Origin of the sequence: Bacillus cereus group sp. BceL062 (assembly GCF_051780025.1) — a bacterium.
GTDB lineage: Bacteria > Bacillota > Bacilli > Bacillales > Bacillaceae_G > Bacillus_A > Bacillus_A toyonensis.
In genome coordinates, this window is the sequence record NZ_JBPWGY010000004.1 from 290,472 (window position 1) to 309,478 (window position 19,007).

Consider the following 19,007-nt stretch of genomic DNA (forward strand, 5'->3'; position numbering starts at 1 on the left):
AATTCAATCCTTTCATTGTATGTTTTGTTTTTTTCTACTCATAAGTTTTAGCTTCGATTTTCCTTCATCCGGCTTTTGGCTTAATATAAGCACCATTACAATGACACAAAAAGCACCTAATAACTGAAAAGATTGAAACGGTACATGCAAAATAAGTACGGAAGAAATAATAGCTGCGAGCGGCTCTGTACAACCAAATAACGTTGTTTCTTTCGGCGTAAGGTATCTTATACTATCTAAGTACAAATAAAATGCTATGAGTGTCCCGAAAATGACTACAAATGTAATGAGCGGGAGGGTACTTAGTTTTACATACTTTATAGTGGATAATAAAATGAATTCGTTTGTGGAAACAAAGTGTAAAATCGTTACACCAATACCCCCAATAATCATACCCCAGCCAACGATAACAGATGAAGACCACTTTTCTAACAATTTTTTTGAATACAAACTATAAAATGCAAGAGATAGTCCAGATAAAATGCCCCAAATGATAGCTGGTGTAGATACAGCTAAGTTATACATAGACCCGTTTGTTAATAAGAGAAAAGTCCCTACTAATGAGAGTGTAATTGAAATATAATCAATTTTTGATGGACGAACGTTCCATTTGAAAAGTAAGTATACAGTGATAAATATAGGGGCTAAATATTGTAACAAAGTTGCAACAGCAGCGTTTCCTTCTTTAATAGAGGCGAAGTACGTATACTGTACAGCAAGCATGCCGAAAAGACCGAACAAAATCATTTTACTAGCGTCGGATTTTTGCTTCCAGATGGCAAAAATCTCTTTTTTTCTCGTTCCGAATGATGAAATAATGAGTAGAATAACCCCAGATATAAGCAAACGGATCGTAACTAACCATTCGATTGAAACATTTTCATATTGAAAAAGTTGTTGCGCAGCTGTTCCGGACAAGCCCCATAAACAAGCACCGATTATGACCATTATAATTCCTTTTAATCGATTTGGATCCATAAGACATATAATCCTCCTTCCAAAAATATATATTGGATACAATATGCAATATATCACAAAAAAGAGCATCAATAAACTGAAACTTCTAATTAGATGAAAAGTTATTAATAATGGAGACGAATTTTTTTTGTACGTGGTAAAATATTGTAGAGAGGGTGGTATTGAAATGCTAGCAGGATTTTTGGTTTGTTTATTTGTTGGATTACTTATCATTTTTTTAGGGTATCAAATACATGTGAAAAAGAGATTGTTTTTGTTGGCAGGATATCAAGAAGAAACGTTTGTTGGAGATAAAAATAAATTAGCGAAGCTTTCAGGAGTATTTTCCTATATAGTCGGAGTTGCTACTATACTATTACCGTTTGGCTTAGAAAAAATAGGTGATGTAGTTGGTGTCGGATATGCTACCTTAATTGTTTTCGGTACAATGGTGTTTCTTATGAAAGCAAATATGTTAAATAAGAGTACTACAAAGTGAAAAAAGGCTCCATGCTACGGAAGCCTTTTTTCACTTTGTTATGAAGTATAAGTAAAAGCTGGAATAGGATCAACAAAGTTATTCCAATCTTGTTTCATTTCTTTTTCTGTTAATAGACAACTATCTAATGATTGTTCAATTAAAGAACGATCCATGTCAATTCCGATAAATACGAGTTCAGTTATTCGATCTCCATATTGTTCATCCCAGTTTTTCAATACTTCTGGTTCTTCTGTAATGATTTGATTTTTTTCCGCCTCAGGTAATGCCGCTATCCATTCACCAGCACCTTGAATTGTAATAGAGGAACCAGCTTGTGATAGAAGCCCTATCATAGTATTACGAGAGGCGAGCCAGAAAAATCCTTTCGCTCTTACAACATCTAATGGCCATTTTTCTAGCCAATTCATAAAGCGTTCAGGATGAAAAGGATATTTACGACGGTACACAAAGGAATGAATACCGTATTCTTCCGTTTCAGGTGTATGATGGTCACTATTTAATTCTTGCATCCAGCCAGCCGATTGACTGGCCTCTTCATAATTAAATAAATTTGTGTTTAAAACTTCTTGCAATGGTACTTTGCTAAATGAAGATTCAATAACCTTGGCGCTAGGATTTAATTTCTTTAGTAAATGATGGAGTTCTATCACATCTTCTTTTTCTAGTAGGTCTATCTTATTAAGAATAATTACATTTGCAAACTCAATTTGATCTATTAATAAATCAATAACTTCCCGAGTATCAGTTTCATCGATTGCCTGTTTTCGGTCTAGCAAACTTTCTCCATCTGCAAAATCATCCCAAAATCTATGTGCATCTACAACTGTAACCATCGTATCGAGGTGACAATTTTTCGTTAAATCAATGTTAAGAACTTCATCTGTATAAGTAAAGGTTTGGGCAACTGGAATAGGCTCACTTATACCAGAAGATTCAATAATAATATAGTCAATATCACCATTTTCAACAAGACGATTCACTTCTATCATTAAATCTTCTCGTAGTGTACAACAAATACAACCATTTTGAATTTCTACTAGTTTTTCCTCTGTGCGTGAAAAACCACCTTTTTTTATAAGGGACGCATCAATGTTTACTTCGCTCATATCATTAACGATAACAGCTACTTTTAAGTTGTTCTTATTAGTCAAAATGTGATGTAGTAAGGTAGTTTTTCCAGATCCTAAAAAACCACTTAATACAGTGATAGGTACTTTTTTCATGAAATAATCTCTCCTTTAAATCGTAATCATTACGTTTTATAATAAATGATGGGAAAGGAAAAATCAATAATAAATCATAATGATTACGATTTAAGAATAGAAATAGACTATAAAATTTATGCTGTAGTATGAAACATTTGGACAAGCGCATGTTTACAAATAAATAAAATGGAGGCGAGAAGCTTGGTCTTTAATAGAGTTTCAAAAGAATTAGTAGGCATAGCTCTTATCGCTATGTTTCTCTTTTTATTATTTTTTGTAGATTTTACAAGTCTAGTAAATTTGCACAAAAATATGTCGCAAGAATGGTTGAATGTGAATACGGTGTTTTTAAGTATCATTTTTGAAGCAATCCCCTTTATTTTATTAGGGGTAATTGTTTCTTCATTTATTCAAGTGTTTGTGACGGAAGATATGATTCAAAAAATAATGCCGAAATCTCCGATTGTTGCAATGATTCCAGCAGTATTTGTGGGAGTTCTTTTTCCAATGTGTGAATGTGTCATTATACCAATTGTAAGAAGGCTCATTCAAAAGGGGTTACCACTTCATGTAGGCATTGTTATTTTACTGAGTGCACCCATTATGAATCCAGTTGTTCTTTTATCTACTGTATATGCGTTTCAAAAAAATGATTACGTTGTATATGCACGCTTTGGGATAACAATTCTAGTTGCTCTATTCATAGGTCTAATTGTGTATTATCGCTATCGCGAAAGAAATGTTTTAAAAGACATAGAGGTTTCAGTTCAAACAAGCAAAAAAAAGAGTTGGAAAGATGTTATGAATCACACTGTAGATGAGTTTTTTGATACTGGTAAGTATTTATTGATTGGTGCTTTTTTAGCAAGTGTATTTCAAACGTTTTTTGATCGGAATGTACTGGATGCAGTAGCACATAATGAAGTAATTGCTCCCGTTATTATGATGGGATTTGGTTATGTTTTATCAATTTGCTCTGCAGCCGATGCTTTTATAGCGGCATCTTTTGGACATGTTTTCTCGGTAAAGGCACTTCTCGCATTTCTTGTGTTTGGGCCTATGCTTGATATGAAAAATACGTTAATGCTATTTGCGTATTTTCAAAAGAGATTTGTATTCTTTTTGATGGGAATTGTCATTGTATCTGTGTATACCATCGTGCAAATCATAATGTTATAGGAGGTGAGAAAGAATGGAGAAAGAGGAGCAGAAGGCGTATCATCGCTATATACGTGGCATTATTTTAATTGGTTTAGCAATGCTCTTATTTAAACTACTTGTAACAGGGAATATTTATAATTTTATCGCTCCAAAAATGATCAAATTTACGTATATAGCTTTTGTAGTAATTTTAATTTTGGGTACTGTACAAGTTTGGGGAGATGGAAGAGAAAAACAGCATGATTGTAATTGTTGTAAACATCATAAAACATCAAAATCAGGGATAAAAAGTTTCTTTGTATATGTTTTATTTGTTGTTCCGATAGTTAGTGCTTTTCTCTTTGGAAGTGTAACAATTGATGGAAGTTTAGCAGGAAAAAGGGGTATGAATCAAAGTGTACAGGCGAGAAGTCTGGAAAGGAACGAAAAAGAGGGGAAACAGGTTAATTTTGATGGGCGAGAAGTATCAGTTGATCCAGAAGAAACATCAAATTTATCAACGACTTATGAAACGGAAGAGCAAGTAATAAAAAGTATGTTAGGACAGCGTAAACTACAAGTAAAGGATAAGGATTATGTTCAAACAATGAATGTAATTGGTCAAAATGTTAATTGGTTTAAAGGGAAAGAAATTACATTCTTAGGGTTTATATATAAGGATAAAGATGTGACGGGTAATAAAGCAGTAGTGGCTCGATATGGCATAACTTGTTGTATTGCGGATGCATCAGTCTGGGGGATGATTGTCACTGGGCGAAACGTTGAAAAAATTCCAGAAGAAACATGGGTGGAAATAACAGGATTATTAGATGAAACGACATATAAAGGAACAGTCTTTCCACTTGTAAAAGTAAACAAAATCGAGAAAATTAATAAGCCAACTGACCCATATGTATATGATGCTTTACCTCAATAGAAAAGAATAAATTCTTTATATTTTCATGAAATAGAATCATAATCATGACGATAAAAAAATAAAGATAAGAGTAATTTGGTTTGTTAAAAATATGTGTATAAGGAGATATGCAATGAACTGGGTTACTCATAAACCATCGTTTGACTTTGAAAAATTTAGTCCTATTATTCGGTCACAATCTGCGTGGAGTGGGCATTTGAATTTCGCATATGACTTAGTACGATTTGAAAAACCAGCAACTTTAGTTGAGTTAGGTACACATCTAGGTGCTTCCTTCTTCAGTTTTTGTCAGGGAGTAAAAGATGGTGGGTTAACTACAAAATGTTTTGCTGTAGATACTTGGGCTGGAGATGGGCATACAGGTCCATATGGAGAAGGGGTTTTTCAAATAGTAGAAAAAGTTGTGAGTGCTAACTACATTAATATAGGAAAATTAATTCGGTCTACTTTTGATGATGCTATAGATCAGTTTCAAGATGAAACGATAAATCTTTTGCATATTGATGGCTATCATACGTATGAAGCTGTTTCTCATGATTATAAAACGTGGTTACCTAAAGTCGCCAAAAACGGTATTGTATTATTTCATGATATTGAAGTGAGAAGTGGTGATTTTGGCGTGTATAAGTTTTGGGATGAGATCAAGGCGAAGCACCCTCATTTTCAGTTTGGACATTCATACGGACTCGGAGTATTATTTCCAAAAGGGTGTAGTGATAAGTTTTCGGAGATACTTAAAAATAAAGAAGAAATACAAAATTTGTATAAATAAAAGTGGAGCATGCATCATTTTAATGATGTGTGCTTTTTGGGGGGAGAAAAATGGTAGTCCTTAAAAGGTGAAGATAATAGTAAAAAATCTTATTGTGGCAAATATTAAAAAAGTTATTCTTAGATTATTCTATCTAAATAAAAATGTAACATTTTTTATATTTTCCATTGCGAAAAGTAACATCTACTTTTACAATAGAAAAGGTGTCCAATATATTATACTGGAAAAATAAATCGAAATAATATGAAAATTTTGTTTTGTCTTCGCTAATTGTATACTACATACATGTAAGACGACATACATCATGTTATCGACTTGTAAGGAGAGAAAAAAATGAAAAGTGTAAGATTACCATCGATACCAGAAATTATCGTTCTTTTAATGCTATTTCTTGCTGTCGTCTTTTCCTTCCAAACGATTTTTGATCTCCCAATTCAATTAGCGCTGTTTATTTCATGGTTTTTAGTTATTGCGCTTGGATTAAGGTTAGGATTTCGTTATCAAGAATTGCAAGATGCAATTACAAAAGGAATTTCTAATGGATTAGAAGCTATTCTTATTTTAGTTGCAGTAGGTGCTTTAATTGGAACATGGATTGCTGGTGGGGTTGTACCAACATTAATTTATTATGGATTAGAATTTATCCACCCAAGCATATTCTTACTGGCAACTTTAATTATTTGTTCTATAACATCTATTGCGACCGGAACATCATGGGGAACAGTTGGAACAGCTGGTATAGCTATGATGGCGATTGGTGAAGGGCTTGGATTACCACTTCCGCTTGTTGCTGGTGCAGTTCTTTCAGGAGCTTATTTCGGAGATAAATTATCACCACTTTCTGATAGTACAGTTCTTGCAGCTTCTATGGCAAAAGTAGATGTTATTGCTCACGTTCGAGCTATGCTTGTATTAGACGTTCCGGCGTATATTATTACTAGTATTATGTTTACTGTAGCTGGCTGGATGTACGGCGGGGATAATGTAGATTTGAACCGAGTAGAGTTTTTAAAAGAAGCTTTATTAAAGCAATTTGATATTAAAATATGGATGCTTGTTCCAGCGATCATTGTTATCGTTCTATTAGCAATGAAGAAACCGTCGATGCCAACAATTGCAATGGGAGCTTTAATCGGTGCAATTTGGGCAACTCTTTTCCAAGGGATGAACTTTGGAGAGGCAATTGGAACAGCTTATAATGGATTCTCAATTCAATCTGGTGTTGAGTTTGTCGATAAGTTATTAAACCGTGGTGGAATTAACGGTATGCTTGGCTCAGTAGCCGTTATTATATTTGGCTTAGGTTTTGGTGGATTACTTGAAAAGCTAGGTGTTCTTAAAGTAATCGTATCGAAATTTGAGAAGAAATTAAATTCTGCAGGTAATGTAACGTTGTCTACATTAATCGTTGCATTTTTAGCGAACGTATTTGGTTGTGCGATGTACGTATCACTTATTTTAACGCCGAAAATTATGGAAGATAGCTATGATAAACTAAAAATAGACCGTCGTGTATTAGCACGTAACTCAGAAGTAGGTGGAACGTTAACTTCAGGTATGGTTCCATGGTCGGATAATGGTATTTTTATGGCTGGTATTTTAGGGGTAGCAACGTTATCATATATTCCATTTATGTGGTTAAGTTTTGTATCGTTAATTTTAGCAGTTATTTACGGATATACAGGCAAGTTCATTTGGTATGTAGATGATGCGGATAAAGGAAAGCAAGCATCATAAATGAAAAATCACCTTCTACACATTGTAGAAGGTGATTTTTTTATTTTGTATTTTGAGCTATTGAGGTTATTTCATGCTCATATTTAGTGATTTTTTGTTGTATCTTTTTTAAGTTCTTTTCAGTATCTTGAATGTGCTGTAAAACATTTATCTTTTGTTGTTTCATTAATTCTAATCGTTGAAGGATAGTAGATTCTCCATCCATGGACCAGTCAATAAATTGTTTTATTTTTTGAATAGGCATACCAGTTTCTTTTAAACATAAAATCATCTCTAAATATTTGAGTGCTTCTTCGTTAAAAACTCGATCTCCTTTTTCATTTCTTTGAAGAAAAGGGAACAGTCCTTGTCGATCGTAATAATGTATTTGAGAAATAGTTAAGTGGTGCATTTTGGCGACTTGACCAATTGTATAATACATGTGATTCATCCTCTTGTTACCAGGGTATAATTCCGTTTTTATTTAATATTTTACCATTATAGTTTGTTGCACTTAATGCATATTTAATAATAATCTTAGCACTTTCATTGGTTGTATGGCCACCAGGTGCATTTCCATTAAGGTCGGTAGTTGTAAAACCAGGTGTTACCCCGAAAACTGCTGGACCGTTAGTACCAAATTCTTTGCTAAAAGCTAATGTTAAAGCGTTAATAGCTGTTTTTGAAGAATTATATCCTAAAGCATTAATTGGATGTGTTTCACCATTAGCGAACATCGTTTGTGAAGCCATGTCAGTTGTTACATTTATTATTTTGCTGTTGTTTGACTTCTTTAATGATGGTAAAAAGGCTTGCATCATTTGGAAAGTTCCAAAAAAGTTAATTTCAAATCCTTGACGTAAAGTTTCAATATTTAATTTGCTAGGTAGCGTATTGAAGTCTAGTGCTATACCTGCGTTATTGATTAGTAAATCTAAGTGATCAGTCGTTTCATACATTTTTTTCATTGCTTTTTGAATGGATTGTGAATTTGAAATATCTACTTGAACATAAGAAACGTTGGAAATATTTAAAGATTTCACAGCTTCTTGACCAAGTTGTTCATTGCGAGCACCTAAAAATACGTGATAGCCTTTCTCTGCTAATTGGCGAACGAGTTCATATCCAATTCCTTTATTTGCACCTGTTACAAAAGCGTATTTTTTCATATTGAATTCCTCCAGTATCTTTTTAGTAGGTCACAATGAAAAGGATACAGCCTAAACTTAAGTTTAGGTCAAGAGGAATTTTAAAAAATAAATATCAAATATTTATATATATGAGTGAGAATTCTTATCATTTGAAGGGAAGTCTGTTAATATAAGAAATGTAGGTATTAAATTTTCAAGGGGATGAAAAAATGGAGTACAGAATTGAAAGAGACACATTAGGAGAAATAAAAGTTCCGGCTGATAAATTATGGGCAGCGCAAACACAAAGAAGTAAAGAGAACTTCCCAATTGGAACAGAGCAAATGCCGCTTGAAATTGTAAAAGCATTTGCGATTTTAAAGAAAAGTGCGGCCCTTAGTAATCAAAAACTAGGGAAGTTATCAGAAGAGAAAGCAAAAGCAATTGTGGAAGCTGCTGATGAAGTGATTGAAGGGAAATGGAATGAGCATTTTCCACTTGTCGTATGGCAAACGGGTAGTGGTACACAATCTAACATGAATGTGAATGAAGTAATTGCAAACCGCGGGAATCAAATTTTGAAAGAAAAGGGATCTGACGTACATATTCATCCGAATGATGATGTGAACATGTCTCAAAGTTCAAACGATACATTTCCAACAGCGCTTCATGTAGCATGTGTAATTGCGGTAGAAAATCACGTATTACCAGCAATTACGAAGTTAAAAGAAACTTTAGCAAAAAAAGCAACTGCATTTGAACATATTATAAAAATCGGTCGTACACATTTACAAGATGCAACACCGTTAACTTTGGGACAAGAAATTAGTGGATGGCACCGTATGCTTGAAAAAACTGAGCGTATGATTGCTGAGAGCAATACATATATGAAAGAGTTAGCAATTGGTGGTACTGCAGTTGGAACGGGTATTAATGCTCATCCTAAATTTGGTGATATGGTATCTGAGGAAATTAGCCAATTTACAGGTAAGAACTTTATTTCTGCACCAAATAAGTTCCATGCATTAACGAGCCATGATGAAGTTGTATATACTCATGGTGCATTAAAGGCATTAGCGGCTGATTTAATGAAGATTGCTAACGATGTACGTTGGCTTGCAAGTGGTCCACGTAGTGGTCTTGGAGAAATTATTATTCCAACAAATGAGCCAGGAAGCTCGATTATGCCAGGTAAAGTAAATCCAACACAAAGTGAAGCGTTAACAATGGTTGTGGCGCAAGTGATGGGAAATGATGCAACAATCGGGTTTGCTGCGAGCCAAGGTAACTTTGAGTTAAACGTATTTAAACCAGTTATTGCTTATAACTTCTTACAATCAGCGCACTTATTAGCGGATGCAATTGTTTCGTTTAATGATAATTGTGCAGTTGGTATTGAAGCGGATGAAGCAGTAATTAACGAAAACGTGAATCGTTCATTAATGCTTGTTACAGCATTAAACCCGCATATTGGGTATGAAAATGCAGCGAAAATTGCGAAACATGCTCATAAAGATGGTTTAACTTTAAAAGAGGCAGCATTGCAATCGGGATTATTAACAGAAGAGCAATTTGACGAAATTGTAGATCCGAAAAAAATGATCGCTCCAAAAGAATAATAGAAGAAGCCCAGATTCGAAATTTCGAATCTGGGCTTTTTTTTCACATATAAATTTTAATCCCTTTTTATGTTTTCTTCAACTGCACAACTGTAAGTTCTGAAATATTATTTGGTAGTGGTCGAATGGATTACTTTTATATGTGGGCAGTTCTCTTTTAAGAGTGAAATGAATTTTTCTTCGTCTTGTGGTACGAAAGTTTTCACGGAATCAAATAAATTGTAATCAATTTCTAATTGCTGTCGAGTCCATTTTTCTGAACGGAGTTTTTTGCCAGAGTATTTAATGTGACGAATGTCTTCAAATGGAATTTCAGTGCGCAGTATGAAACCGTGTTTTACAACAATTGATGATTTCGTTATATTATAGTGTGAAAAATAGAATGAAGAAAGATTCACGATATTTAACAGCATCATAAGAGTAAAAAAAATAGAATTTTCATTTTGGAAGAATAGTGAAATGAAAAAAATAATTATAAATAATATAATGAAAATGATGTGAAATGGATTTTTTTTTGCTTTAAATTTCAAGTAAGTCACCTCGATAAAAGTGTTCTTTAAATAAATTAAATCACAATATCTTAATGAAACGCGAGAATATGCAAGATTGCATATTTTTGGGGTTTGTTATTCGTGTAAAATTTTTTGATAGGATAAATGTAAATGAAGTTTTTTTATAGTGGAGTGGCATGAAGTGGCTTATAAGAATAGAAATGTAGCGCTAGTCATATTTAGTTGTATAATGATTATGAGTGGCTGTTCAAATAAAATGGTTGAGGATGGAAACCGAAAACATGTATTTATAGAGACAAGTAAAGTTTTAGTAGAGGTTGTTTACAAAAAATATAAAAGATGAAAGGGTGCTTCCATAAAAGGAAGCGCCTTTTTTGTAGTTAAAATGGAATATTTGATAGGGGTAAATAGAGGGTTTGTTTCATTTCGGATATCACTTTAATTAAGTTATTACAGTTTCTCCATGGAATAATAATTTCATTATAGTTAGCGGTTATTTGAGGGATTTATAGATGATTTTATAAAAGTTTGCAAAATAGGTAAACGAAACATTGAAATGTCTGATTTATGTATGTTAAGATGATGAAGTGATAATAAACGTAATTGTAATTTGTTTGTTTTTAAATAAACATTTTGAAGGAGTGTTTAGTGTGAATGATATTTCAGAGAAGTTTTGGGATGCGTCGGTAGAGGAATTGAAAAAAGGGTATGTGTTTGATGAGGAAGCAGAGGAGTATATTTGTTTAGCATGTGGAGAAGCGTTTATTAAAGGAGTTATTTATCAACATAATCAAGTTTTGTATGAAGCAGAGAAGTTTGTCCAATTGCATATGCATAGTGAGCATACGTCTATGTTTGATTATTTATTAAATCTTGATAAGAAGTTTACTGGTTTAACCGATTTACAAAAGAAGATGGTTCAGTTTTTCCATATGGGACTGAATGATAAAGAAATTGTAAAAGAGATGGACGGCGGTAGCACATCGACGATTCGTAATCATCGTTTTACATTGCGAGAGAAGATGAAGCAAGCAAAAGTATTTTTAGCGTTAATGGAATTATCAGAAGAAAAATCGAAGGTACAAACGAAATTTGTACCAATTCATAGAACAGCAACGATGGTGGATGATCGATACAATATTACGGAAGAAGAAAATGATGAAGTATTAAAAACTCATTTTATAGATGGATTAGATGGGCCGCTTTCTAAATTTCCGAAGAAGCAAAAGCGTAAATTAATTATATTACGTCACTTAGTGAAAAAGTTTGATAGTAATCAAAAGTATTCCGAAAAAGAAGTGAATACAATTTTAGAAAATGTATATCCAGATTTCGTGACTTTAAGAAGATATTTAATTGAATATGGATTTTTAGATAGAACAGCAGATGGAAGTCAATATTGGGTGAAGTTATAATAATGCGGAAAGAAAATGAATAGAAGCAAATCATTATAACAACTATACAAAGAGATAGAGATGGAAAAAAGATTTTTAATAAAAGGAGAAATGTAATTTGAAACCACCTACAGATAACAATAAAGAAGGTGTGGAGTCACATAAGTTAGAAAGTGAGAGTAAACCGATTTGGAAATCGATGTCTATGTTTTTAGTACCGTTATTATTAAGTAATGTACTTCAATCAGTTGGACAATTATTTGGTATGGTCGTAGTAGGGAGATGGCTTGGTGTCAATGATTTAGCAGCTATATCAGCATTCTTTCCGTTATTTTTCCTACTCGTTTCATTCGTAATTGGAATTGGGTCGGGTAGTTCTATTTTAATTGGTCAGGCGTTTGGCGCTAAAAATGAAGATCGTTTAAAAGCTATCGTTGGTACGACACTTACATTTACGTTTATTATCGGAGTTGCATTGGCGATAATAGGCAGTATTTTTGCAATGGATATTATGCGTCTAATGGGAACGCCAGAAAATATAATTGAAATAAGTGTACATTATGCAAGAATTTTATTTATATCGATGCCAGTATTATTTTTATATTTTGCATACACAACATTTATGAGAGGGACAGGAGATTCTAAAACGCCATTTTACTTTTTAATTGTAAGTACAGCGCTAAATATGATCTTATTACCAATTCTTATTTTTGGCTGGTTAGGAGCTCCGAAATTAGATGTGTATGGAGCAGCATATGCTTCTGTTATATCGACAGTTATTACGTTTATTGTCATGCTAGTGTATCTAAAGAAGAAAAATCATCCACTACAACTAGATGGAACGGTAAGGAAATACCTTCGAATGGATGGTGAGTTGTTAAAGCTATTGCTACGACTCGGTATTCCAGCAAGTATTAATATGATATTAGTTTCATTATCTGAAATTGCGGTAATCGCGTTTGTAAATCGTTATGGTTCGGATGCAACAGCTGCTTATGGCGTCGTGAATCAAGTTGCCAGTTATGTACAAATGCCAGCCGTTAGCCTTGGCATTACAGTCTCTATTTTTGCGGCACAATCAATTGGTGCAAATCAATTTGATCGATTGCAGAAAGTTGTAAAGGCTGGAATTATTATGAACTATGTTATCGGTGGTATGTTAATATCTCTTATTTACTTGTTCTCAAGAGACATTTTATCACTATTTTTAACGAGTCAAACTACAATTGATATTGCTCATAGTTTAGTTATGATTACATTATGGAGTTATTTAATTTTCGGTCATGCACAAATTATTAGTGCGACAATGCGAGCGAGTGGTACAGTATTATGGCCAACTGTTATTGGTGTTGTATCAATTTGGCTAGTTGAAGTACCAGTAGCATATTATCTTTCTTACCATACAAGCCTTGGAATTGAAGGGATATGGATTGGATACCCAGCAGCATTTATTGTTAGTCTCATATTACAGTATGCATATTATAAGCTTTCATGGCAGAAGAAACGAATTACACGATTAGTTAGTTAAATAGTGAAAATGTCCCTAAGTTATTATACTTAGGGACATTTTTTTGAAGCGTATGTTTATCTCGCAAAAGCCTGATTGATGAGGGCTAATAATTAGTGGGGATGAAGAAAACCCCCACTGATTAAAGTTTCACTTTATAAATAGCTTTTTAAAGTGATATCAAAATGTTGTCTAATAAGTTTTTTATCACTCATATAAAACTCCCACGCTTTTTCTGGTGCACCGATAATTTCAAAGGATTCTTCTGTAATATATAAAGCGCAATCATCTTCTAGTGCAATCCCCTCTATATTACCTTGGTGATTTTGTAAAAAGGAATGAAAAGCATTCATTCTATTTAATTGATTATAATGTGGGCAAAACCTTTTGTTAACAATCCCCCATCCGTTACTTTCTACATAACCAGAACCTTCATAATCTGATCGGATACTAGATGTGAACCAACACATAGCACCAGCACTATACCCTGCAATGAGTGTTCCTTGCTCGAGAGCCAATAGTAATTTCTCATCTAGTTTATGTTCTTTCCATTGTGTAAGCATTTCAACATAGTTTCCCCCACCAAGGTAAATGAAATCGGCTGAATGAATCATCTCATCTATTTCATATTTAGAAGGTATATCGGTTATTGTACGTAAAATTTGTACATCACAATGGAATTGGTTTTCAAACGTGTCTAAAAATAATTTTATATAGCTTTCATCATCATGACTAGCTGTTGGAATGAATAATATTTTTGGGTACTGTTTATTTGTTAATTCTATAAGTCGTTCATTAATATGAAAGTGATTTAAATCTTGTAAATCACCACCACCAATGACAGCTAATTTCATAGTAAAGCACCACCTAATCATTTTTGTTATGTAAAAATTCGATAGAAGAGAGTTACATTCCTTCTCTAATGTAATGAATAAAGAGAAAATACAGTTTAAATATATTGGAATAGTAAAGGGAACGATGATTATATAGAGTGATGAATTAGAAACAGTTTATTGATATATAATATTGCATACTATTGTTTCAAAATATGGAAACAATATGGTTAAATGGATATAACGACTCATTAATTAATATTGAATTAGTGTATATATTTTATAAAGGCGTCGGAAATACTAGGGATTTTACAAACGTATTTTTTACTTTTTATAGGAAATTGTATTACAATATGGTAAAATTATATTAATATATTTATTCGGTATAGAATGAAAAAAGGAGCGTGAAAAAAGTGGATTTTCGATTTGAATTTACAACGAAGTTGAAAGAATACTTAGATGATGAGAAGGATGAAAAAGTAATAAAAGATGGACATAGAGATATAATTTTTCATTATTTATATGCATTAGAGAGTGAAATTGGCGTCGTTAAAAATCCTAACTTTACTTTTTTTGCATCAGGAAGACGTTCACATATAGTATTGGAGAATGTTGAATTTAAAACGGAAGTCAATGTGAAAAGTAATATAATTGAAATTACAAAAATAGTGGATAATGTAGCTATTCCGTTAGACACTATCGTAGCGAAAAATCGGGAATTATTTGCACTTGGGCGTAATGAGAAGTTTAGTGTACAAATATTAGAGCAGTATCTCTTTGATACATTTGGAGAGAAGTTAGGTTTACAATGAATGGATATTCATAATTAGTGGATAGCAGTTTATATCATTCGTGTTTGACCTTTCATTTAATTTGTACTACAATCTGTAGTGTGAAAGGAGCCATACTATGTTTACTCAAAATTATAAGTTAAATGAGCAAGGGTTAAATCACTTCTTTGGACCGCTTGAAGCGAAAATAATGGAGATTGTTTGGTCCACTGAGGGTATTACCATTAAAGAAGTACAGCAGAAATTAAGTGAAGAATCACCGGTGAACTTTAATACTGTTATGACAGTTATGAACAGGTTAGTAGAGAAACTACACTTAGAAAAACAGACTGTGAGAAGAAGTGGCATATATCATGCAGTACAAACAAAAGAAGAATTCTTATCCAATCAAACGAAGAAAATGACGCAGGAATTAATGGGGGAATTTGGATATTTAGTTGTAAATCATATGTTAGATGAGTTAGAGCAGGCTGATCCGACTTTACTAAAAAAATTAGAAGATAAATTGAGTCAGTTAAAAAAAGAGGATCGATAAAATGAAATGGCAAATGCGTAAAATCGTATTGTTAGCAGTAATTGTTAGTACTCTCTTTTTTTGTATGTTAACGTATTACGTTACATATCCATTTCTTTTTCAAAATAAGGCGTTCTTTCTTTCAAAGTTTTGCTTGTTTCAGTTAGAAAAACATATGAAAGAACTATCGTTGATTCGTATCATAATAGCTGGATTATTATTACTTACTGTACTGATAGTGTGCAAAAGAGTTTGGCGACAATTTTTCTATAGTAAAAAATTACAAAAAGTACTTGTACCTTTTATTAGAAAAGGAAAACAAATATATATATTACCGACCGAGGAAATTGCAGCATTTACAATTGGATTATTTCGTCCGAAAGTTGTCATGTCAGAAGGGATACTTCACACGTTTTCAGAGGAAGAAATTGATGCGATTGTTTTTCATGAAGAATATCATCAAAACAATCGGGATCCACTAAAATTATTTTGTTTTACGTTATTAGCAGAAGGAATGTTGTACATCCCGATACTAAAAGGGCTGCTACAGCGATACCATACGTATCAAGAGTTAGCAGCAGATAAATATGCGATGCAAAAAATGAAATCCTCATTCGAGTTAGGTAGCGCGTTATTAAAATTAATTAAAATAAAGACAATGGAAAATCGATGTGTGACAGCTTCATTTGCAAAAACAGCAATAAATTTACGAATTGAGCAAGTGTTAAATGAAAAAGTTGTGAAGCTTACTATCCCGTTACATACAAATTCGGTATATGTAACGCTAGGTTTATTCTGTATGTCGATTGTACTTATTGTCGGAGAGTGCATATAGCCTCTTTTTTTAATAATTAACACTACTAGGTGTAGTGTTTTTAGGGGGAATAAAATGAACGCAGCAGATTTAACAATTTGGCTTGTAGCTGGGGCGGGTGTATTGTCATTTATATCGCCATGCTCTTTACCTCTATATCCATCTTATTTATCTTATATTACAGGTGTTTCTATTCAAGATTTAAAAGAGAATCGTGGGATTATGCAAAAATCAGCGATTATACATACCGTATTTTTTATGATCGGATTTTCGGTTATATTTTACGCGTTAGGTTTATCGGTAAGTTGGATTGGAATAACATTTTCATCTAACCAAAAATTGATTCAACAAATTGGTGGGATTTTTATTGTTTTAATGGGGCTATTTATGACGGGCTTGTTTCAGCCTAAGTGGCTTATGGCAGAGAAAAAGGTGCAGTATAGAAGTAAATCGACTGGATATATTCGCTCGATTTTAGTCGGTATGACATATGCAGCGGGTTGGACGCCATGTGTTGGACCGATATTTTCAGCTGTACTCATGCTTGGCGCGACGAATCCTGAAGGGGCACTTCTTTATATTACAGCGTATACGCTTGGGTTTGCGGTTCCATTTTTCGTGATGGCATTCTTTATTGGGAAGGTAAAATGGATTGTTACATATGCCAATGTCATGATGAAAATTGGCGGTGGAATGATGATTGTAACAGGTGTTTTATTGTATACAAATCAAATGACGAAAATTACAGCGTTCTTTATTCGCCTATTTGGTGGATTTACAGGATTTTAAAAAATGAGGAGGAAGAAAAGTGAAGAAACTAATTGCTATTATATTAGTAGGAGCACTCGTTTGGGCGGGTGTTAACTTTTATAATTCAAAGAAAGAAGAAAAGGAAAGAAAAGCGAAACAAGCGGAGTTAAAAGAGAAAGAAGTATTACCACAAATAGGATTTAAAACACCAAATATAACGTTAAAAGGATTAGATGGAAAGTTGTATTCGCTAAATGATGCGAAGGGAAAACCATATATTATTAATTTTTGGGCATCGTGGTGTGGACCATGTGAAATGGAGGCACCTGACTTAGTTCGTTTTTATGACAAATATAAAAAGGATATTGAAATCTTTGCAGTAAATGCAACTGTTAGTGACCCAGTACAAGAAGCAACTGCATTTGCGGATCGCTATGGATTTGAGTTTCCAGTTCTTCTAGATATGGATGGAGTAGCTGGATTAGATTATAAAGTATTTTCTTTACCAACGACATTTTTTGTTAATAAAGATGGAATTATAGTAGATCATGTACGAGGGGTATTACCTCCAGATCAATTAGAAAAGAAATTTCAAAAATTAATTGAGGGTTAAGAGGGGATTTTACAGCGATGGAGTGGATCATGAGGTTACAACCCGTATCTCTTATAATTGGAAGTCTATTTGGATTTATGCTGATGAAACGAAAGATGAAGCATCAAAATGTACCGTATGAAAAAATGATGGATGCTGTAACAAATGCGTTTCTTATTATCGTATTTGTATGGAAATTTGCACCGGCAATTTTAAATCCAGTATGGGCTTTTAGGTCGCCATTGCAAGCATTACTAGCTGTAGGAAGCATGCAGCACATTTTAATAGGGGGCATAATTGCGAGTGCATATATTGTTTGGAAAAGTAAAAAGGAGCAATTTTCGCTTCGTATTTTACTTGATGCATTGCCTTTTGCATTGTGCGTGAGCAGTATCTTTTATTTTCTATTCCATCGAGAAGTAGGTGTACAAACGACACTACCATGGGGAATGAAAATATATGAATCTACATTTTTATATCATCCTATTTTCTCATACGAGATCATCCTCGCCCTTTGTGTAATTGGTTTGTTATGGATGAAAAATGAAAGATTAGGAACTGGAAAAAATATAAGTGTTTTTCTAATTTGTGAGGGGACTGCTCATATCGTTATTTCGCTTATTAGTGAACAAAATTCGGTTCTATTTGGCCTGTCAATACAGCAAATACTTAGTTTTTGTGTTATTAGTTTAGGCATTTTGTTCATGCCGAAAAAATAAAAATAGCCATGTACGGAGAGTATCCGTGCGTGGCTATTTTTATTTTATATATTAAAAAATCGGCGGGGTAACAGAAAATAAGACAATTGCATTTTTCTCGAATTGATTTACCCATTTATGCTTTAAATAAGCAGGTATTTTTACACTATCACCAGTTTCTAATGTGTACTCTTCTTCATTTAAATACAATGTAATTGTTCCGTCTAATACAAATGCTAATTCTTCACCTTTATGTTCTAGAATATTATCTGATGAAGAAGTATTTGGGGGAACAGTCATAATTGCTGTTGCTAAATTACCTGTGAAATCAGGCGATAGCATTTCATATGATAAATTATCGATAATCATTTTTTTTCGTTTATGAGAGCGTACGATTAAATCGTCTGTATTTGTTTCTTCAAGTAGAAAACTAAATGTTGGAACATCCAGTGCCTTTGCGAGTACCTTTAACGTTTGAATGGAAGGGTTAGCAGAACCACGCTCAATTTGACTTAACATAGATGGTGTAATTTCAGCCATATTTGCTAGTTGTTTACTAGTTAAACCTTTTTCTTTTCTTTGCTTTTCAATCTTTTTACCAATATCTATATTTTCCATAAAACA

Annotated in this window: 21 protein-coding genes; 14 read left to right on the forward strand and 7 right to left on the reverse strand. The window is 33.3% G+C overall.

From position 1 onward, the window contains the following. Window positions 1-12: 12 nt before the first annotated feature. Complete coding sequence (locus ACS2MN_RS12545; protein WP_088055379.1) at window positions 13-978, reverse strand: DMT family transporter; 966 nt, start codon at window positions 976-978, stop codon at window positions 13-15. A 166-nt stretch (window positions 979-1,144) separates the two neighbouring features. Between ACS2MN_RS12545 and ACS2MN_RS12550 the strand changes: the two genes are divergently transcribed. Then, window positions 1,145-1,456, forward strand: coding sequence for a DUF3784 domain-containing protein (locus ACS2MN_RS12550; RefSeq protein ID WP_000879378.1), 312 nt, complete (start codon window positions 1,145-1,147; stop codon window positions 1,454-1,456). Between the two features lie 38 nt (window positions 1,457-1,494). Here the strand turns inward: ACS2MN_RS12550 and ACS2MN_RS12555 are convergent, their stop codons facing one another. Then, a complete protein-coding gene (locus ACS2MN_RS12555) occupies window positions 1,495-2,682 on the reverse strand; it encodes a GTP-binding protein (protein WP_000757664.1) in 1,188 nt (395 codons plus the stop codon). A gap of 168 nt (window positions 2,683-2,850) precedes the next feature. Here ACS2MN_RS12555 and ACS2MN_RS12560 point away from each other — a divergent pair, with 168 nt between their 5' ends. From ACS2MN_RS12560 to nhaC, 4 genes are all read left to right on the forward strand, one after another. Continuing rightward, complete coding sequence (locus tag ACS2MN_RS12560; RefSeq protein ID WP_173780931.1) at window positions 2,851-3,843, forward strand: permease; 993 nt, start codon at window positions 2,851-2,853, stop codon at window positions 3,841-3,843. A 13-nt stretch (window positions 3,844-3,856) separates the two neighbouring features. Beyond that, entirely contained in the window at window positions 3,857-4,741 is an 885-nt protein-coding gene (locus tag ACS2MN_RS12565) for a TIGR03943 family putative permease subunit (protein ID WP_088055380.1), read from the forward strand. A 112-nt stretch (window positions 4,742-4,853) separates the two neighbouring features. Then, window positions 4,854-5,513 carry a class I SAM-dependent methyltransferase gene (locus ACS2MN_RS12570; RefSeq protein WP_001104661.1) on the forward strand — a complete coding sequence of 220 codons (660 nt, stop codon included), beginning with the start codon at window positions 4,854-4,856 and terminating at the stop codon, window positions 5,511-5,513. Window positions 5,514-5,846: 333 nt separating this feature from the next. Further along, window positions 5,847-7,250, forward strand: coding sequence for a Na+/H+ antiporter NhaC (gene nhaC / locus ACS2MN_RS12575; protein ID WP_000843970.1), 1,404 nt, complete (start codon window positions 5,847-5,849; stop codon window positions 7,248-7,250). 40 nt (window positions 7,251-7,290) lie between these two features. Here nhaC and ACS2MN_RS12580 read toward each other — a convergent pair whose 3' ends face one another. Both ACS2MN_RS12580 and ACS2MN_RS12585 read right to left on the reverse strand, forming a co-directional pair. Then, window positions 7,291-7,671, reverse strand: a complete 381-nt coding sequence (locus ACS2MN_RS12580) for a MerR family transcriptional regulator (RefSeq protein ID WP_000291852.1) — start codon at window positions 7,669-7,671, stop codon at window positions 7,291-7,293. A gap of 16 nt (window positions 7,672-7,687) precedes the next feature. Beyond that, entirely contained in the window at window positions 7,688-8,398 is a 711-nt protein-coding gene (locus tag ACS2MN_RS12585; RefSeq protein ID WP_000759568.1) for an SDR family NAD(P)-dependent oxidoreductase, read from the reverse strand. Between the two features lie 191 nt (window positions 8,399-8,589). Here ACS2MN_RS12585 and fumC point away from each other — a divergent pair, with 191 nt between their 5' ends. Then, a complete protein-coding gene (gene fumC, locus ACS2MN_RS12590) occupies window positions 8,590-9,978 on the forward strand; it encodes a class II fumarate hydratase (protein ID WP_346994128.1) in 1,389 nt (462 codons plus the stop codon). Window positions 9,979-10,085: 107 nt separating this feature from the next. On the opposite strand, the gene ACS2MN_RS12595 is transcribed toward fumC, so the two are convergent. Beyond that, window positions 10,086-10,508, reverse strand: a complete 423-nt coding sequence (locus ACS2MN_RS12595; RefSeq protein ID WP_000669050.1) for a PH domain-containing protein — start codon at window positions 10,506-10,508, stop codon at window positions 10,086-10,088. A gap of 632 nt (window positions 10,509-11,140) precedes the next feature. Between ACS2MN_RS12595 and ACS2MN_RS12600 the strand changes: the two genes are divergently transcribed. Both ACS2MN_RS12600 and ACS2MN_RS12605 read left to right on the forward strand, forming a co-directional pair. Then, complete coding sequence (locus ACS2MN_RS12600) at window positions 11,141-11,905, forward strand: DUF2087 domain-containing protein (protein ID WP_000997950.1); 765 nt, start codon at window positions 11,141-11,143, stop codon at window positions 11,903-11,905. Window positions 11,906-12,002: 97 nt separating this feature from the next. Further along, entirely contained in the window at window positions 12,003-13,412 is a 1,410-nt protein-coding gene (locus ACS2MN_RS12605; protein ID WP_000804166.1) for an MATE family efflux transporter, read from the forward strand. Window positions 13,413-13,546: 134 nt separating this feature from the next. Here ACS2MN_RS12605 and ACS2MN_RS12610 read toward each other — a convergent pair whose 3' ends face one another. Continuing rightward, window positions 13,547-14,245 carry a peptidase E gene (locus ACS2MN_RS12610; protein ID WP_000762102.1) on the reverse strand — a complete coding sequence of 233 codons (699 nt, stop codon included), beginning with the start codon at window positions 14,243-14,245 and terminating at the stop codon, window positions 13,547-13,549. 392 nt (window positions 14,246-14,637) lie between these two features. On the opposite strand from ACS2MN_RS12610, the gene ACS2MN_RS12615 reads away from it, so the two are divergent. The 6 genes from ACS2MN_RS12615 to ACS2MN_RS12640 all read left to right on the forward strand — a co-directional run bounded on the left by ACS2MN_RS12615 (window position 14,638) and on the right by ACS2MN_RS12640 (window position 18,404). Beyond that, complete coding sequence (locus ACS2MN_RS12615; RefSeq protein WP_000347531.1) at window positions 14,638-15,036, forward strand: DUF3942 family protein; 399 nt, start codon at window positions 14,638-14,640, stop codon at window positions 15,034-15,036. A gap of 97 nt (window positions 15,037-15,133) precedes the next feature. Further along, window positions 15,134-15,550, forward strand: a complete 417-nt coding sequence (locus tag ACS2MN_RS12620; protein ID WP_000495073.1) for a BlaI/MecI/CopY family transcriptional regulator — start codon at window positions 15,134-15,136, stop codon at window positions 15,548-15,550. 1 nt (window position 15,551) lies between these two features. Then, window positions 15,552-16,364 (forward strand): M56 family metallopeptidase, encoded by an 813-nt coding sequence (locus tag ACS2MN_RS12625; RefSeq protein ID WP_000871945.1) that lies wholly within the window; start codon window positions 15,552-15,554, stop codon window positions 16,362-16,364. 54 nt (window positions 16,365-16,418) lie between these two features. Further along, the gene (gene ccdA / locus ACS2MN_RS12630; protein WP_087950260.1) at window positions 16,419-17,132 is read left to right on the forward strand and encodes a cytochrome c-type biogenesis protein CcdA; all 714 of its coding nucleotides are present in this window, start codon (window positions 16,419-16,421) and stop codon (window positions 17,130-17,132) included. Window positions 17,133-17,151: 19 nt separating this feature from the next. Then, the gene (locus ACS2MN_RS12635) at window positions 17,152-17,706 is read left to right on the forward strand and encodes a TlpA family protein disulfide reductase (protein ID WP_000733180.1); all 555 of its coding nucleotides are present in this window, start codon (window positions 17,152-17,154) and stop codon (window positions 17,704-17,706) included. Between the two features lie 17 nt (window positions 17,707-17,723). Next, window positions 17,724-18,404 carry a prolipoprotein diacylglyceryl transferase family protein gene (locus ACS2MN_RS12640; protein WP_000454796.1) on the forward strand — a complete coding sequence of 227 codons (681 nt, stop codon included), beginning with the start codon at window positions 17,724-17,726 and terminating at the stop codon, window positions 18,402-18,404. A 51-nt stretch (window positions 18,405-18,455) separates the two neighbouring features. On the opposite strand, the gene ACS2MN_RS12645 is transcribed toward ACS2MN_RS12640, so the two are convergent. Beyond that, complete coding sequence (locus ACS2MN_RS12645) at window positions 18,456-19,001, reverse strand: helix-turn-helix domain-containing protein (protein ID WP_000427659.1); 546 nt, start codon at window positions 18,999-19,001, stop codon at window positions 18,456-18,458. Window positions 19,002-19,007: the final 6 nt, after the last annotated feature.

Excerpts from the sequence above, each read along its gene's own strand:
- ACS2MN_RS12545 (WP_088055379.1), bottom strand. The coding sequence starts at position 978 with ATGGATCCAAATCGATTAAAAGGAATTATAATGGTCATAATCGGTGCT.
- ACS2MN_RS12550 (WP_000879378.1), top strand. The coding sequence starts at position 1,145 with ATGCTAGCAGGATTTTTGGTTTGTTTATTTGTTGGATTACTTATCATT.
- ACS2MN_RS12555 (WP_000757664.1), bottom strand. The coding sequence starts at position 2,682 with ATGAAAAAAGTACCTATCACTGTATTAAGTGGTTTTTTAGGATCTGGA.
- ACS2MN_RS12560 (WP_173780931.1), top strand. The coding sequence starts at position 2,851 with ATGGAGGCGAGAAGCTTGGTCTTTAATAGAGTTTCAAAAGAATTAGTA.
- ACS2MN_RS12565 (WP_088055380.1), top strand. The coding sequence starts at position 3,857 with ATGGAGAAAGAGGAGCAGAAGGCGTATCATCGCTATATACGTGGCATT.
- ACS2MN_RS12570 (WP_001104661.1), top strand. The coding sequence starts at position 4,854 with ATGAACTGGGTTACTCATAAACCATCGTTTGACTTTGAAAAATTTAGT.
- nhaC (WP_000843970.1), top strand. The coding sequence starts at position 5,847 with ATGAAAAGTGTAAGATTACCATCGATACCAGAAATTATCGTTCTTTTA.
- ACS2MN_RS12580 (WP_000291852.1), bottom strand. The coding sequence starts at position 7,671 with ATGTATTATACAATTGGTCAAGTCGCCAAAATGCACCACTTAACTATT.
- ACS2MN_RS12585 (WP_000759568.1), bottom strand. The coding sequence starts at position 8,398 with ATGAAAAAATACGCTTTTGTAACAGGTGCAAATAAAGGAATTGGATAT.
- fumC (WP_346994128.1), top strand. The coding sequence starts at position 8,590 with ATGGAGTACAGAATTGAAAGAGACACATTAGGAGAAATAAAAGTTCCG.
- ACS2MN_RS12610 (WP_000762102.1), bottom strand. The coding sequence starts at position 14,245 with ATGAAATTAGCTGTCATTGGTGGTGGTGATTTACAAGATTTAAATCAC.
- ACS2MN_RS12620 (WP_000495073.1), top strand. The coding sequence starts at position 15,134 with ATGTTTACTCAAAATTATAAGTTAAATGAGCAAGGGTTAAATCACTTC.
- ACS2MN_RS12625 (WP_000871945.1), top strand. The coding sequence starts at position 15,552 with ATGAAATGGCAAATGCGTAAAATCGTATTGTTAGCAGTAATTGTTAGT.
- ccdA (WP_087950260.1), top strand. The coding sequence starts at position 16,419 with ATGAACGCAGCAGATTTAACAATTTGGCTTGTAGCTGGGGCGGGTGTA.
- ACS2MN_RS12640 (WP_000454796.1), top strand. The coding sequence starts at position 17,724 with ATGGAGTGGATCATGAGGTTACAACCCGTATCTCTTATAATTGGAAGT.
- ACS2MN_RS12645 (WP_000427659.1), bottom strand. The coding sequence starts at position 19,001 with ATGGAAAATATAGATATTGGTAAAAAGATTGAAAAGCAAAGAAAAGAA.